A 12,780-nucleotide genomic window follows, 5' to 3' on the forward strand; every position below is an offset into this window, starting at 1 on the left:
GTCTTTCCCGCCCCGCGCCCGCCCAGCATCAGCCAGGTGGTCCAGACCTCATGGTCCGGGCTCTGCTGATGCTTCAGCGGACGCGCCAGCATCGCGCTGAGCAGCCGTTGCAGAGCCAATATCTCCTCTTCCGTCCAGAGCTTCGCGCCGCTTCTGTTCGATGAGGTCGGCCACGTGAGCGAAGCGTTCGGCCAGAGCGGCGCGAAGCTCTTCGGGGTCGTCGGGAATGCCGTCATGCATGGGGGCCTCGTCGTCATCGGCCGCCTTGGCGACCGGCTTGGCTTTCGGCTCGGGAACGATCGCCTCCACCGCCTTCACGGTGCGGGCGACGGTTCCGTAAGCCTTGGTGATCTTCTCGACCTCGGCGATCTCGGCGAGGTCGGTGGAGCGTTTCAGGCGTTCGATCTGGACGTCCACCAGACCCATGAGCGTGCGCTGGTGCGTCTCGCCCCAGCCCTGCGTCTCGTCGCTTCTTCCGGCCATGACACAAAGGTACGGCGCCAGCGGGCGCGGATGATTGAGCAGGCCATAAAAGTGGTAAGTGGTTGATTTGGTGAGGTTCTGCTCAGCCAACGCCGGGGATACAGGCCGCTCAATCCCCGTGGTCGGGGCTCCGGGAGGCGGCGCAGGCCCCCTCCACCGCCGTTCGGCGGTCCCCCTCCCCCAAGAGGGGGAGGAGAGAAGTATGCTCGAGGGCGAGGCTTGCCCTCTCCGCCACCCCTTTGGGGGCGGACAGACCTGCGGAGCAGGTCAGGTGGGGGGGTCCTACTGAGTCCGCCGATACAGCCACCCACCTGGCAGCCCCATCCGCACGCACGCCTCATAAGGCGGCGCGCCCGGGATCGGCGTGCGGTCCGCCAGCCGCGCCGCAGCCCGGATCACCGGCAGCTCCAGCGGTCTCGGCAGCCACTCGCCGCCCAGCCCCAGCACCGCCCGCACCGGCTCCGGCGTGAGTCCCACCGCCGCCCGGATCAGCGGATGCTGCAGGCGGCTCAGCGGTCCCGCCACCTTCACGCCGCGCATCAGGTCCAGGAACTCCAGCACGATGTCCGAGCGCTCCAGCCTGGGCAGCATCGCCGCCAGCCGGGCCTCCCACGCGGCCTCCGATCCCGGCGCGCCAACCGCGCCGTAGAGCCGCGCGGCCGGGGCCGCCTCGGCGTAGAACCGGTCGCGATCCTGCGCCGACAGCGGCTGGACCAGCCCGTGATAGGCGTTCAGGAACCCGAAACTGGCCGTGGCCTGCACCCAGTCCAGCAACTCGACCTCGTCGGCGCGATAGGCCACTCCGCCCGGCGTCACCCCGCCGACCCGGGCGTGCTGGCGGCCGACGCCGGCGATCATCGCCTCGGCCACCGACCGCGCGCCATAGACCGTGACCATGGCCGCCAGGCCCGTGCGCTTCAGCCGGCCCAGCGGGTCCGTCCGGAAGCTGGAATGCTCCCACACGCCGGTACGCACGCGCGGCTCGGCCAGTTCCAGGATCACGGCCGTCACCCCGCCGACGAACAGGGCGACCGGGTTCTTGAACACCCGCCACGACACCGAGTCGGGCGCGGCCAGGGCCGGCTCGCCGGGCGGCTGGCCGAAGTCCACGCGCGGGCCGCCCGGAACCGCCGTGAAGTCGCGCACGGCGCGGGTCAGGAGCTGCATGGCGACGACCTTCCTGTGGACGATGCGCAGCCTACACCGCACCGATCCGGCAAACGCATTGGACTTGTCATGGTACCGCGCCCATATGGCCGGACTGGAACTTGAAGGACGACGAACGTGCATCTGACGGGCGAGCTTCTGATCGGCGGCGAGAGCCGCAAGGGAACCCACGGCGAGATCAAGGGGATCAACCCCGCGACCGGCGAGATCCTGGAGCCCGCGTTCGGCGGCGCGACCAAGGCCGATATCGACGCGGCGGCGGCGCTGGCGGCCGAGGCCTTCGGCCCGTACCGGTCCCTGCCCTACGAGACCCGCGCGGCGTTCCTCGAAGCCATCGCCGAAGAGATCGAGGCGATCGGCGACGACCTGATCGTCCGCGTCATGGCCGAGACCGGCCTGCCCCGCCCGCGCCTGGAAGGCGAACGCGGTCGCACGACCGGCCAGCTGCGCCTGTTCGCCAGCGTGCTGCGCGACGGCGGCTTCCTGGAAGCCCGCATCGACCCGGCCATGCCGGACCGCAAGCCGCTGCCGCGTCCCGACCTGCGCCTGCGCAACGTGCCGCTGGGCCCGGTGGCCGTGTTCGGCGCCAGCAACTTCCCGCTGGCCTTCTCGGTGGCCGGCGGCGACACCGCCTCGGCCCTGGCGGCCGGTTGCCCGGTCATCGTCAAGGCCCACCCGGCCCATCCGGGGACCTCGGAGCTGGTCGGCCGCGCCATCCAGGCCGCCGTCGCCAAGCTGGGCCTGCACCCGGGCGTGTTCTCGATGATCCACGACAGCGGCTATGAGATGGGCGTGGCCCTGGTCGCCGATCCGCGCGTCAAGGCCGCCGGCTTCACCGGCTCGCGCCGGGGCGGTCTGGCCCTGGCCGCCGTCGCGCAGGGCCGGCCCGAGCCGATCCCGTTCTATGCCGAGATGAGCAGCATCAACCCGGTCATCCTGCTGCCGGAAGCCCTTAAAGTCCGCGGCGAGAAGATCGCTCCCGACTTCGTGGCCGCCCTGACCCTGGGCGCGGGCCAGTTCTGCACCAATCCGGGCCTCGTCCTGGCCATCGACGGTCCGGAGCTGGACGCCTTCGTCGCCGCCGCCGGCAAGGTGGTGGAAGCCGCCCCGGCCGCCGTCATGCTGACGCCCGGCATCTGCCAGGCCTTCGCGCATGGGGTCTCGGCCCTGTCGGAGGACAAGGCGGTCACCACCGTGGCGCGCGGCCTGCCGGGCGCCGACGGCAGCCACACCGGCCGCGCGGGCCTGTTCAGTGTCAAGGCCGCCGACTTCCTGGCCAATCCGCACCTGCACGAGGAGGTGTTCGGCGCCGCGTCGGTGGTGGTCCGCGCCGCCGACCAGGCCGAGCTGGCCAAGGTCATCGACGCCCTGGAAGGCCAGCTGACCATCGCCATCCACCTGGAAGAGGCCGACCACGCCATCGCCGGCGCCCTGCTGCCGGCCCTGGAGCTGAAGGCCGGCCGCATCCTGGTCAACGGCTTCGGCACCGGCGTGGAAGTGGCCAACGCCATGGTCCACGGCGGTCCGTTCCCGGCGACCAGCGACGCCAAGGCGACCTCGGTCGGGACGCTGGCGATCGCGCGCTTCCTGCGCCCGGTCAGCTATCAGAACCTGCCGGAAGCCCTGCTGCCGGCCGAGCTGCGGACCGAGAACCCGCTGGGCATCGCTCGCCGGGTCGATGGCAAGGTGACGCTGGCCTAGGGCGGCCGGGGACTAATCTCTCCTCCCCCTCTTGGGGGAGGGGGACCGCCGAACGGCGGTGGAGGGGGCCTGCGCCGCGCCGGTTTAGGCCGCACCAGCCCCCTCCGTCACGGCGCGCTTCGCGGCCGCGCCACCTCCCCCATGAAGGGGGAGGAGAGCCTCCTGCCTCAGGGGGCTTTTTGTTTGGCTGGATAGTTAGGCATTTACTTGACTATCTCTCCACACCCCGATACTTAACCCCATGCCTAACCAACAGCCCTCGCTCGACCTCATGTTCCAGGCCCTCGCGGACCCCGCGCGGCGGAGCATGGTCGAGCGTCTCGCCCAAGGCCCCGCCTCGGTGAGTGAGCTGGCGCGGCCGCTGGACATGTCGCTGCCGGCGGTCATGCAGCACCTGGCCATGCTGGAGGCCGGCGGGATCGTGGCGTCGGAGAAGGTCGGGCGGGTGCGCACCTGCCGGATCAATCCCGACGTGCTGAGCCTGGCCGAACAATGGATCAACCAGAGGCGCACCCAGTGGGAGCAGCGCCTCGACCGGCTGGGCGCGTTCCTGGCCGCCGAGGACGAGGAAACGCAGAAATGACCGACCGCAACGTCATCCACGCCACCTTCACCGTCGAGCGGACCTACGCCGCCGCGCCCGCCCGGGTGTTCGCCGCCTTCGCCGATCCGGAGAAGAAGAAGCTGTGGTTCAAGGGCCCCGACGAATGGGGTCCGCCGGACCAGAAGTACGACTTCCGCGTCGGCGGCGAGGAACACAGCATCGGCGGCCCGCCGAGCGAGCCGAAGCACCGGTTCTACAACCGCTACCTGGAAATCATCCCGAACGAGCGGATCGTCTATACGTACTGGATGCACCACGGGGAGCCGCTGGCTTCGGCGTCCGTGGCGACCCTGGAGTTCCGGCCTGAAGGCGCCGGGACGCGGCTGGTGGTGACCGAGGTCGGGGCGTTCCTGGACGGGTACTACTCGGCCGAGGGGCGCGAGCACGGGATCGCGTGGCAGCTGGATGCGATCGCGGGGGTGGTGGAAGCGGCGGAATAGGCGGCGCTCTTTCTCCTCCCCGTTTGGGGGAGGTGGATCGCCGCGAAGCGCGGCGAGACGGAGGGGGCTTGTGCGGCCTGAATGGCGCCGGCGCTGTCCCCCTCCACCGCCGTTCGGCGGTCCCCCTCCCCCAAGAGGGGGAGGAGAATTATCTCCGGATCGGCCCCTCGCTCTAGTGCGACGCCGCGGGCGGTGGCTTGGCGATCTTGGCCACGTCCGCCTCCGTCACCGGCTTGGCGTAGGCATTGCCGAAGTGGGTCCGCACATAGGTCACCGCCTCGGCCATCTGGGCGTTGGACAGCACGCCGCTGAACCCCGGCATCGCCCCCTTGCCGCCCGTCACCACCATGATCGGATAGGCCGCGCCGGCCAGCCTGGGGTTCGACGCCAGGGCCGGGATCGTCCCCGCCCCGCTCGCGCCCTTGGCGTCGGCCATGTGGCAGGCCTGGCAGACCGCGCCATAGACCTGCTCGCCGGTCACCGGCTTCTGCACCCGCACCACGCCGCCGGCGCCGTCCTGCGCCGCCGCCGGGAAAGCCGCCATCAGCGCGGCCACTAGAACAAACCGCTTCATCCTCTAGGCCTCCAGCGCGCGCTTGTGCAGACGGGTGATGGCGTCGATGGACGAGAGCAGCGCCCCCTCCATCCAGCAGCCGACATAGGAGGCGTGCTCGCCGGCCAGCACGATCCGGCGGTCCATGCCGACCAGGGTCTGGTAGTGCTCCTTGCGGGTGTCCTCGTTCCAGCGGGCGCAGCAGCCCAGCGTCCAGGGCACGCGGCTCCAGGCCACCGAGGCGCCGTTGGAGAACTCCTTGCGGTAGCTGGCCGGGTGCAGCACGGACCCTTGCGCCAACGCCGCCTCGATCCGCTGGTCGGGCGTCATGCCGGCCAGGCGGAAGGCGCCCAGGTCGCGGGCGAACGCCCCCAGCAGCACCGCCGGCCCGTTCCCGAACATGTTGTTGTTCGGATACGAGATCAGCCCGATCTCCTGGTCGGTGAAGCTGTGGCCGCCGTAGATGTAGTCGTCCTCCTCCCAGAAGCGGCGCTTCATCTCCAGGCCGATCTTGACCTGGCCGGAGTACGGGACGGCCTTGATGGCGGCCATCATCTCGTCGGTGACCTGCAGGTCCATCTGGCCCAGGATGCCCAGCGGGATCGTACAGACGCACCAGTCGGCCTTGGCGTCCGAGGCCTTGCCGGTGGCCACATCGGTCCAGCTGACCACCACACCCTTGTCGTCCTGGGCGATCTTGCTGACCTTGGCGCCATAGGTGATCAGGCTCTCGACCTGTTTGGCGAAGGCCTTGCCGATCATGTCCATGCCGCCCACCGGCTGGAACATGGTGGTCTGCATCTCGCTGCCCATGAAGAAGGCCATCGAGGTCCAGACCTGCGGGTCCAGCACGTCGTGCAGGCTGTTGAGGTCCTTGGACGGGATCGGCGCGCCGTTCACCCCGCCGCCGCCGGGCCGCTCGAAGCCGCGATGGCTGGAGGCCTTCAGGGACGCCGAATACTTGTAGTCGTTGTCCAGCATGCCCCAGCCCTTCAGGGCCTCCAGCAGCTTGTCGCGATCCTCGGCCGTGACGGTGTCGTCCAGCGCCTTGGCGTTGACCGACTTGGCCAGCAGCTCGGCGATATTGCCCTCGAAGTCGGCGGCGGCGGTGTTGAAGCGCACCGGCTTGCCGCCGAAGGCCTGGGACGAGTGCACCCAGCCGGAGTGGTTGAACTGGATGAACGGCTCCAGGGCCACGCCGAACTGCTTGCAGTAGTGCAGCAGGGTCCGGTGATGGTGCGGGATGCGCCAGGGGCCGGGGTTGAGGTAGTTGCCGCTGGCGAAGCCGACCTTCTGGGTCGCGCCGCCGAGTTCGGTGTAGGTGTCTCCGCCCCGCAGCGACCAGTTGCGGCCGCCGGCGCGGTTCTGGAATTCCAGGATCTGGACCTTGTAGCCGGCCTTGGTCAGCTCGAACGCCGCCAGCATCCCGGCCAGGCCCGCGCCCAGCACGATGACGCTGGCGCCCGGCCGCGCGCCCTGCAGGTTGGGCGGCCCATGGAACTGGGTCTCGGCCGCGTGGCCCAGCGTGGTCATGGCCTGGTACAGCGCGGCCGTGCCGCCGACCTTGGCGATGGCCGATAGAAGCTGACGCCTGGTTGGCGCCCTTACTCCGGATTCCATTGGAAAGCCCGTCCCCGACAGAACCGTCGCGATGGACGGTGTGCGTAAGGGCTAACAGCGGTCGGCGAGACGGCGAGGGTTAGGGGGCGGCTGGGCGTGACGTGGCGTCAAAGGCTCCGATTTATCGGCGCCCTGACGAAGTGGCTGCGCGGGAACTGTGCAGGCGGCGGAACCGAAACCTCGTCCTTCGACAAGCTCAGGATGAGGTTTCTACTGAACCGGCCTTGATCCTCATCCTGAGCTTGTCGAAGGACGAGGATCACGCTCGGCCCTACCGCACCACCCGCAGCGCCGGCCGCTCGACCATCGCCTGCATCAGCGGCACGACGAAGTGGAAGCTGGACCCCTGCCCCGGCGTCGAGTGCACGCCGATGGTTCCGCCCATCAGCTCGACCAGCTCGCGGCAGATCGACAGGCCCAGGCCGGCCCCGTCATGGGCGCGAGTCAGCGAGGTGTCGACCTGGGAGAAGGTCTTGAACAGCTCGGGCAGGTGCTCGGCGGCGATGCCCAGACCCGTGTCCTCGACCTCGACTCGCAGGCCCTTGCCCGACGGACGGACGCGGACGGTGATCCGGCCCTCGTCGGTGAACTTCACCGCGTTGGCGACCAGGTTGCCCAGCACCTGGCGCAGGCGCATCGGGTCGCCGACCCAGCGGCCGCGCAGCTCGGGGGCGATGTCGGCGGTCAGCGCCAGGTCCTTGGCCATGGCCGCGCCGGAGAAGGCCGCGCACGAGGCCTCGACCAGGCCGGCCAGGTCGAAGGGCTCGGCCCGCAGGCGCACGGCGCCGGTCTCGAGCCGGGCGATGTCCAGGATGCTGTTCAGCAGGGCCAGCAGCGACTGGCCGGACTCCTGCAGGATCTGCAGGCGGCGGCCTTGGGTCTCGCTCAGGGTGTCGACGGCCATGACCTGGGCCATGCCCAGCACGCCGTTCAGCGGGGTGCGGACCTCGTGGCTCATATTGGCCAGGAAGCGGGTCTTGGCGGCGTTGGCGGCCTCGGCCTCTTCCTTGGCGGCGATCAGGTCCAGGCGCCCGGCCTCCAGCTTGCGCAGGGCCTCCAGCACCCGGCGGGTCAGGACGGCGCCGGCGGCGGCCAGCACGACGAAGCCGGCGACGATCCACGGGGCCAGGCCCTTCAGCAGCGACAGGCCGGGATTCTCGGCGTCCCAGACCAGGGCGCCGGCGGTCTGGCCGTCCATGCCCAGCAGGGGCACGTGCGGCTCGCGGTCGCCTGGATGGGCCAGGAAGGTCAGGCCCTTCAGGCCCAGGTCGTCGGCCACGCCGTGGACGAAGACGCTGTCGAGGCGGCGGGCGGTGACGACCACGGCGGGCGGGCCGTTATAGGCCAGGGCGCCGCGGACGCTCTCGGGCGCGACGGCGGCGAAGGCGACCATGTAGGTGGCGCCGTCCACGCGCAGCAGGCCGGTGCGGGTGACCTCGCCGGCGGTGCTGACCTTGCCGGCGCGGCGGGCGACGCGCGCCTCGGCGGCGATGTCGGCGGCGATGCGGGCGGCCAGGGTCGGGAAGTCGCCCAGCGCCGCCGGCGCGACGCGCTTGCCCAGCTTGGAGGCGTAGACCACCTGGCCCGACCGCATGACGAAGGTCACGTCGTGGCCGAACTGGCTGCGATAATAGTTGGCGAGGTTGGTGTCGGCCCAGGCCGGGTCGGGGTTCCAGTCCATGGCCGCATAGGCCAGGTCCCAGACCGTGGCCGAGGTCGCCTCGCGCTCCAGGCGGTTGAGGCTGCGCTCCAGGGTGTGGCGCACCAGGATGGTGTCGTCGGCGGTGTCGGTGCGGTCCACCGAACGGGCGGCCAGCAGCATCAGGGCCACGCTGCCCAGGATCGACACGACCACCAGCACGGCGGCCGCGCCGACGATGCCGAGGATCAGCCGCAGGGGCCGCGCATCGGGGTCCTTGGAGGACAGCGGAAGGAGGGACGAGAGCCGAACCATGCACTCACCCTGTAGGCGAACGGCGTTCCCCGACAGGTGACGCGGCGCCGCAGCGCATGGCTAACGAATCCTTACCCCATCAAGGATCAGGGCCGTCAGGGCGGCGCGGGTCTCGTCCATGAACGCCTTGTCCGACAAGGTCTTGCCGCCGGTCAGGGCCCGCACCTGGACGGCGAAATCGGCATAGTGCTGGGTCAGGGCCCAGACCGCGAAGATCAGGTGCGACGGATCGACCCGGCATAGCCTTCCGGCGTCGATCCAGGCCTGGATCACCGCGACCTTGGCGTCGAACACCGCCTTCAGAGGCCCCGCCAGAACGGGCTTGAGCAGCGGCGCGCCGCGCAGCATCTCCAGGGCGAACAGGCGCGAGATCTCGGGGTGATCGCGGCTGAGCACCAGCTTGGCGTCGATCAGGGCGGCGATGGCCTGCGCCGGGTCGTCGCCCTCGGTGAAGCGGGACAGCGGCGCCAGCCACAGCGACAGCCCCTGCTCCAGCACCGCCACGTACAGGGCCTCCTTGGTCGGGTGGTAGTAGAGCAGGTTGGCCTTGGAGATCCCGGCCGCCTGGGCGATGGCCTCGACGCTGGCCCCGTCCACGCCCAGGCGCGCGAAGACGCCCAGGGCGGCTTTCAGGATCACGGCCTTGCGGGCCTCGCCGGCTTTCGCCCGTGGCCCTTTCGGAGGTTGCGCCGCCTTGATGTCGCTCAAGGCTTGGGCGGCCTTGACCAGCTTGCGGGCGCCGGAAGCCGGTTTGGCGGCGAGCCCGCGCGGCGGCTTGACGGTCTTGGCGGCGGGGTCGGTCATGCGATCTCGAACTTGGACCATTTGGTCAAACATGGACCGAATGGTTCGGATTGCAACGTTCTTCCGAATGGTATTCCATGCCGTCTGGAAATCACAAGGAGCCGCGTCGATGAGCTCTCGGATCACCCCGCTGTCGCCCGATGCGATCATGCTGCCCGCGCGGCCCGAACCGATCCCGGTCGATCCCAAGACGACGGCCGTGATCGTCATCGACATGCAGAATGCCTACGCCTCGCCGGGCGGGTATCTCGATCTCGCCGGCTTCGACATCTCGGGCGCGGCCAAGGTCATCCAGGAGATCAAGGGCGTGCTGGCCGTGGCCCGCTCGGCCGGCATCCAGGTGGTCTATTTCCAGAACGGCTGGGACGACCAGTACGTCGAGGCCGGCGGCCCCGGCTCGCCCAACTGGTGGAAATCCAACGCCCTGAAGACCATGCGCGCCAGGCCCGAGCTGCAAGGCAAGCTGCTGGCGCGCGGCCAGTGGGACTACGAGTTGGTCGATGAGCTGAAGCCCGAGCCGGGCGACATCCAGCTGCACAAGACGCGCTACAGCGGCTTCTTCAACAGCCAGCTGGACAGCGTGCTGCGGGCGCGGGGCATCCGGCACCTGGTCTTCGTCGGCATCGCCACCAACGTCTGCGTGGAGTCGACCCTGCGCGACGGCTTCATGCTCGAATATTTCGGGACCGTGCTGGAGGACGCCACCCACCAGGCGGGGCCGGAGTTCCTCCAGAAAGCGGCGCTGTTCAACATCGAGACCTTCTTCGGCTGGGTCTCGACGACGGCCGATTTCAAGGGGGCGTTCGGGCAGCTGGCGCCCAGCTGAAACGCGGTGCGTCCTTCGAGGCGCGCTCAGGAGCGCGCACCTCAGGATGAGGACCGCATGTACTGAATTCCTCATCCTGAGGCGCCTGCGAAGCAGGCCTCGAAGGACGCAGGGCCTGACAAGTAAGGGAAGAGCACCATGCCCAAGACCGTCATCACCCCGCCCGGCACGGGCGTCCCGATCGCCCCGTTCTCGCCGGGAACCCTGGCCGACGGCATCGTCTACGTCTCGGGCACCCTGGCCTTCGACAAGGACAACAACGTCGCCTTCCCCGACGACGCCGAGGCCCAGACCCGCCAGGTGCTGGAGACCATCAAGTCGGTCATCGAGACCGCCGGCGGGACGATGGAGGACGTGACCATGAACCACATCTTCCTGACCGACTGGGCCCACTACGCGCCGATGAACAAGGTCTATGCCGAGTACTTCCCCGGCGACAAACCGGCCCGCTACTGCATCCAGTGCGGCCTGGTGAAGCCCGGCTTCGTGGTCGAGATCGCGTCCGTGGCGCACATCGGCAAGCGATGACCTCCGGCGTCGTCGACGGCCTGTTCTACGAGCTGCACGGCGGTCCCGTGGCCGGCCGCGAGGTGGTGCTGCTGTCCTCCGGCCTGGGTGGCTCCGGCGCGTTCTGGGCGCCGCAGATGCAGGCGCTGACCGAGCGCTGGCCGGTGGTGCTGTACGACCACCGGGGCACGGGCCGCAGCGTCCGCGAGCTGCCCGCCAACTACACCGTCGCCCACATGGCGCAGGACATGGTCAAGGTCATGGACGCGCTCGGGCTCGCCAAGGCCCACGTCGTCGGCCACGCGGCCGGCGGCAATGCCGGGCTGCAACTGGCCCTCGACCACCCCGACCGCCTCGGCAAGCTGGTCGTCGTCAACGGCTGGAGCCGGCCCGATCCGCACATCCGCCGCTGCTTCGACACCCGCATCCACCTGCTGAACGACACGGGCCCGGAGGCCTATGTCCACGCCCAGCCGATCTTCCTCTATCCGGCCGACTGGATCTCGCGGAACCACACCCGCCTGCAGGCCGAGGAGGCTCATCACGTCGCCGGCTTCCCGCCGCGCGAGGTGATGCTGGCGCGGATCAACGCCCTGCTGGCCTTCGACGTCGACGCGCGGCTGGAGGAGATCACCCACCGCGTGCTGATCAGCGCCAGCGCCGACGACATGCTGGTGCCGCCGCTCTGCTCGCAGCGCCTGGCCGGCCGCCTGCCCAACGCCGACCTCCAGCAGTTCGCCTGGGGCGGCCACGGCTTCACGGTGACAGATCCGGAAACGTTCAACGAGGGACTGGTGAAGTTCCTGGAGGGAGCGTGATGGCCATCCCTCTTCCGTCTCCCCGGCGAAAGCCGGGGCCCAGATCGAACCCAGAGCTTCGGGCGAGTTGGCGGGGCGCATCTCGGATCAACCCAAACCGCCCCGGATGAATCTGGGCCCCGGCTTTCGCCGGGGAAACGGAATTTAGAGATCAAGGAAAAGGGGCACACATGCAGGTCGGCGTCTTCATCCCCATCGGCAACAACGGCTGGCTGATCTCGGAGAACTCTCCGCAGTACATGCCCAGCTTCGAGCTCAACAAAGAGATCACCCAGAAAGCGGAGAAGTACGGCTTCGACTTCGCGCTCTCGATGATCAAGCTACGGGGGTTCGGGGGCAAGACCGAGTTCTGGGAGCACAATCTCGAGAGCTTCACCCTGATGTCGGGCCTGGCGGCCGTGACGTCGAAGATCAAGATCTTCGCCACCGTCGCCACCCTGACCATCCCGCCGGCCATCGTGGCGCGCATGGCCTCGACCATCGACTCGATCGCCCCGGGCCGCTTCGGCATCAATCTGGTCACCGGCTGGCAGAAGGCCGAGTACTCGCAGATGGGCCTGTGGCCAGGCGAAGAGCACTATACCGACCGCTACAACTACCTGGCCGAATACACGACCGTGCTGAAGGAGCTGCTGGAGACCGGGGTCTCGGACTTCAAGGGCAAGTACTTCGCCATGGACGACTGCCGGGTCAGCCCGCACCCCAAGGAGACCAAGCTGATCTGCGCCGGCTCGTCCGACGAGGGCCTGGCCTTCACCGCGCAATATGCCGACTACAGCTTCGCCCTGGGCAAGGGGACCAACACCCCGACGGCCTTTGCGAGCGTGAACAAGCGGCTGGAGGCGGCGGCGGAGAAGACCGGCCGCGACGTGCAGTCGTTCATCCTGTTCATGATCATCGCCGACGAGACCGACGAGAAGGCCATGGCCAAGTGGCAGTCCTACCGCGAGGGCGCGGACCAGGAGGCGCTGGCGTGGCTGACCAACCAGGCCGCGCCCAACGCCAAGGCCGGGGCGACGACCAATACGACCCAGCTGGCCGCGCCGGAGTCGGCGGTGAACCTGAACATGGGCACCCTGGTGGGGAGCTATGAGAGCATCGCCCGGATGATGGACGAGATCGCCGCGGTGCCGGGCACGGCGGGGGTGCTGCTGACCTTCGACGACTTCGTGAAGGGGGTCGAGGACTTCGGGGAGAAGATCCAGCCGCTGATGAAGTCGCGAAGCGCCGCACAGGCCCCCACCTGACCTGCTGACGCAGGTCTGTCCGCCCCCAAGCGGGGCGGAGAACCTTACCCTCCCCC

General features: G+C 69.3%; 13 protein-coding genes. 7 read left to right on the plus strand and 6 right to left on the minus strand.

Annotated elements, in window-relative coordinates:
- Positions 1 to 48: 48 nt before the first annotated feature.
- Both AC07YH_RS23775 and AC07YH_RS23780 read right to left on the minus strand, forming a co-directional pair.
- Positions 49 to 573, minus strand: coding sequence for a hypothetical protein (locus tag AC07YH_RS23775; protein WP_494749377.1), 525 nt, complete (start codon positions 571 to 573; stop codon positions 49 to 51).
- A gap of 192 nt (positions 574 to 765) precedes the next feature.
- A complete protein-coding gene (locus AC07YH_RS23780; RefSeq protein ID WP_494749378.1) occupies positions 766 to 1,650 on the minus strand; it encodes an oxygenase MpaB family protein in 885 nt (294 codons plus the stop codon).
- 117 nt (positions 1,651 to 1,767) lie between these two features.
- On the opposite strand from AC07YH_RS23780, the gene AC07YH_RS23785 reads away from it, so the two are divergent.
- The 3 genes from AC07YH_RS23785 to AC07YH_RS23795 all read left to right on the plus strand — a co-directional run bounded on the left by AC07YH_RS23785 (position 1,768) and on the right by AC07YH_RS23795 (position 4,395).
- Positions 1,768 to 3,351, plus strand: coding sequence for an aldehyde dehydrogenase (NADP(+)) (locus AC07YH_RS23785; protein WP_494749379.1), 1,584 nt, complete (start codon positions 1,768 to 1,770; stop codon positions 3,349 to 3,351).
- A gap of 271 nt (positions 3,352 to 3,622) precedes the next feature.
- Positions 3,623 to 3,934, plus strand: coding sequence for an ArsR/SmtB family transcription factor (locus AC07YH_RS23790; RefSeq protein WP_494749413.1), 312 nt, complete (start codon positions 3,623 to 3,625; stop codon positions 3,932 to 3,934).
- Complete coding sequence (locus tag AC07YH_RS23795; RefSeq protein WP_494749380.1) at positions 3,931 to 4,395, plus strand: SRPBCC family protein; 465 nt, start codon at positions 3,931 to 3,933, stop codon at positions 4,393 to 4,395. Before AC07YH_RS23790 ends, AC07YH_RS23795 begins: the two co-directional genes overlap by 4 nt.
- A gap of 172 nt (positions 4,396 to 4,567) precedes the next feature.
- Here AC07YH_RS23795 and AC07YH_RS23800 read toward each other — a convergent pair whose 3' ends face one another.
- From AC07YH_RS23800 to rutR, 4 genes are all read right to left on the minus strand, one after another.
- On the minus strand, positions 4,568 to 4,969 hold the full coding sequence (locus AC07YH_RS23800) for a c-type cytochrome (RefSeq protein WP_494749381.1): 402 nt from the start codon (positions 4,967 to 4,969) through the stop codon (positions 4,568 to 4,570).
- A 3-nt stretch (positions 4,970 to 4,972) separates the two neighbouring features.
- On the minus strand, positions 4,973 to 6,568 hold the full coding sequence (locus tag AC07YH_RS23805; RefSeq protein WP_494749382.1) for a flavin monoamine oxidase family protein: 1,596 nt from the start codon (positions 6,566 to 6,568) through the stop codon (positions 4,973 to 4,975).
- A 271-nt stretch (positions 6,569 to 6,839) separates the two neighbouring features.
- Positions 6,840 to 8,522, minus strand: a complete 1,683-nt coding sequence (locus AC07YH_RS23810; protein ID WP_494749383.1) for a sensor histidine kinase — start codon at positions 8,520 to 8,522, stop codon at positions 6,840 to 6,842.
- Positions 8,523 to 8,582: 60 nt separating this feature from the next.
- Positions 8,583 to 9,326 carry an HTH-type transcriptional regulator RutR gene (rutR, locus tag AC07YH_RS23815; protein WP_494749384.1) on the minus strand — a complete coding sequence of 248 codons (744 nt, stop codon included), beginning with the start codon at positions 9,324 to 9,326 and terminating at the stop codon, positions 8,583 to 8,585.
- A gap of 109 nt (positions 9,327 to 9,435) precedes the next feature.
- Between rutR and rutB the strand changes: the two genes are divergently transcribed.
- The 4 genes from rutB (at position 9,436) to rutA (ending at position 12,724) form a co-directional block, all read left to right on the plus strand.
- On the plus strand, positions 9,436 to 10,152 hold the full coding sequence (rutB, locus tag AC07YH_RS23820) for a pyrimidine utilization protein B (RefSeq protein WP_494749385.1): 717 nt from the start codon (positions 9,436 to 9,438) through the stop codon (positions 10,150 to 10,152).
- Positions 10,153 to 10,290: 138 nt separating this feature from the next.
- Positions 10,291 to 10,680, plus strand: a complete 390-nt coding sequence (rutC, locus tag AC07YH_RS23825) for a pyrimidine utilization protein C (protein ID WP_099576025.1) — start codon at positions 10,291 to 10,293, stop codon at positions 10,678 to 10,680.
- The gene (rutD, locus tag AC07YH_RS23830; RefSeq protein WP_494749386.1) at positions 10,677 to 11,477 is read left to right on the plus strand and encodes a pyrimidine utilization protein D; all 801 of its coding nucleotides are present in this window, start codon (positions 10,677 to 10,679) and stop codon (positions 11,475 to 11,477) included. Before rutC ends, rutD begins: the two co-directional genes overlap by 4 nt.
- A gap of 170 nt (positions 11,478 to 11,647) precedes the next feature.
- Complete coding sequence (rutA, locus tag AC07YH_RS23835; protein WP_494749387.1) at positions 11,648 to 12,724, plus strand: pyrimidine utilization protein A; 1,077 nt, start codon at positions 11,648 to 11,650, stop codon at positions 12,722 to 12,724.
- Positions 12,725 to 12,780 lie beyond the last annotated feature (56 nt).

The sequence above is a fragment of the Caulobacter sp. GW456-12-1-14-TSB4 genome (assembly GCF_059424195.1).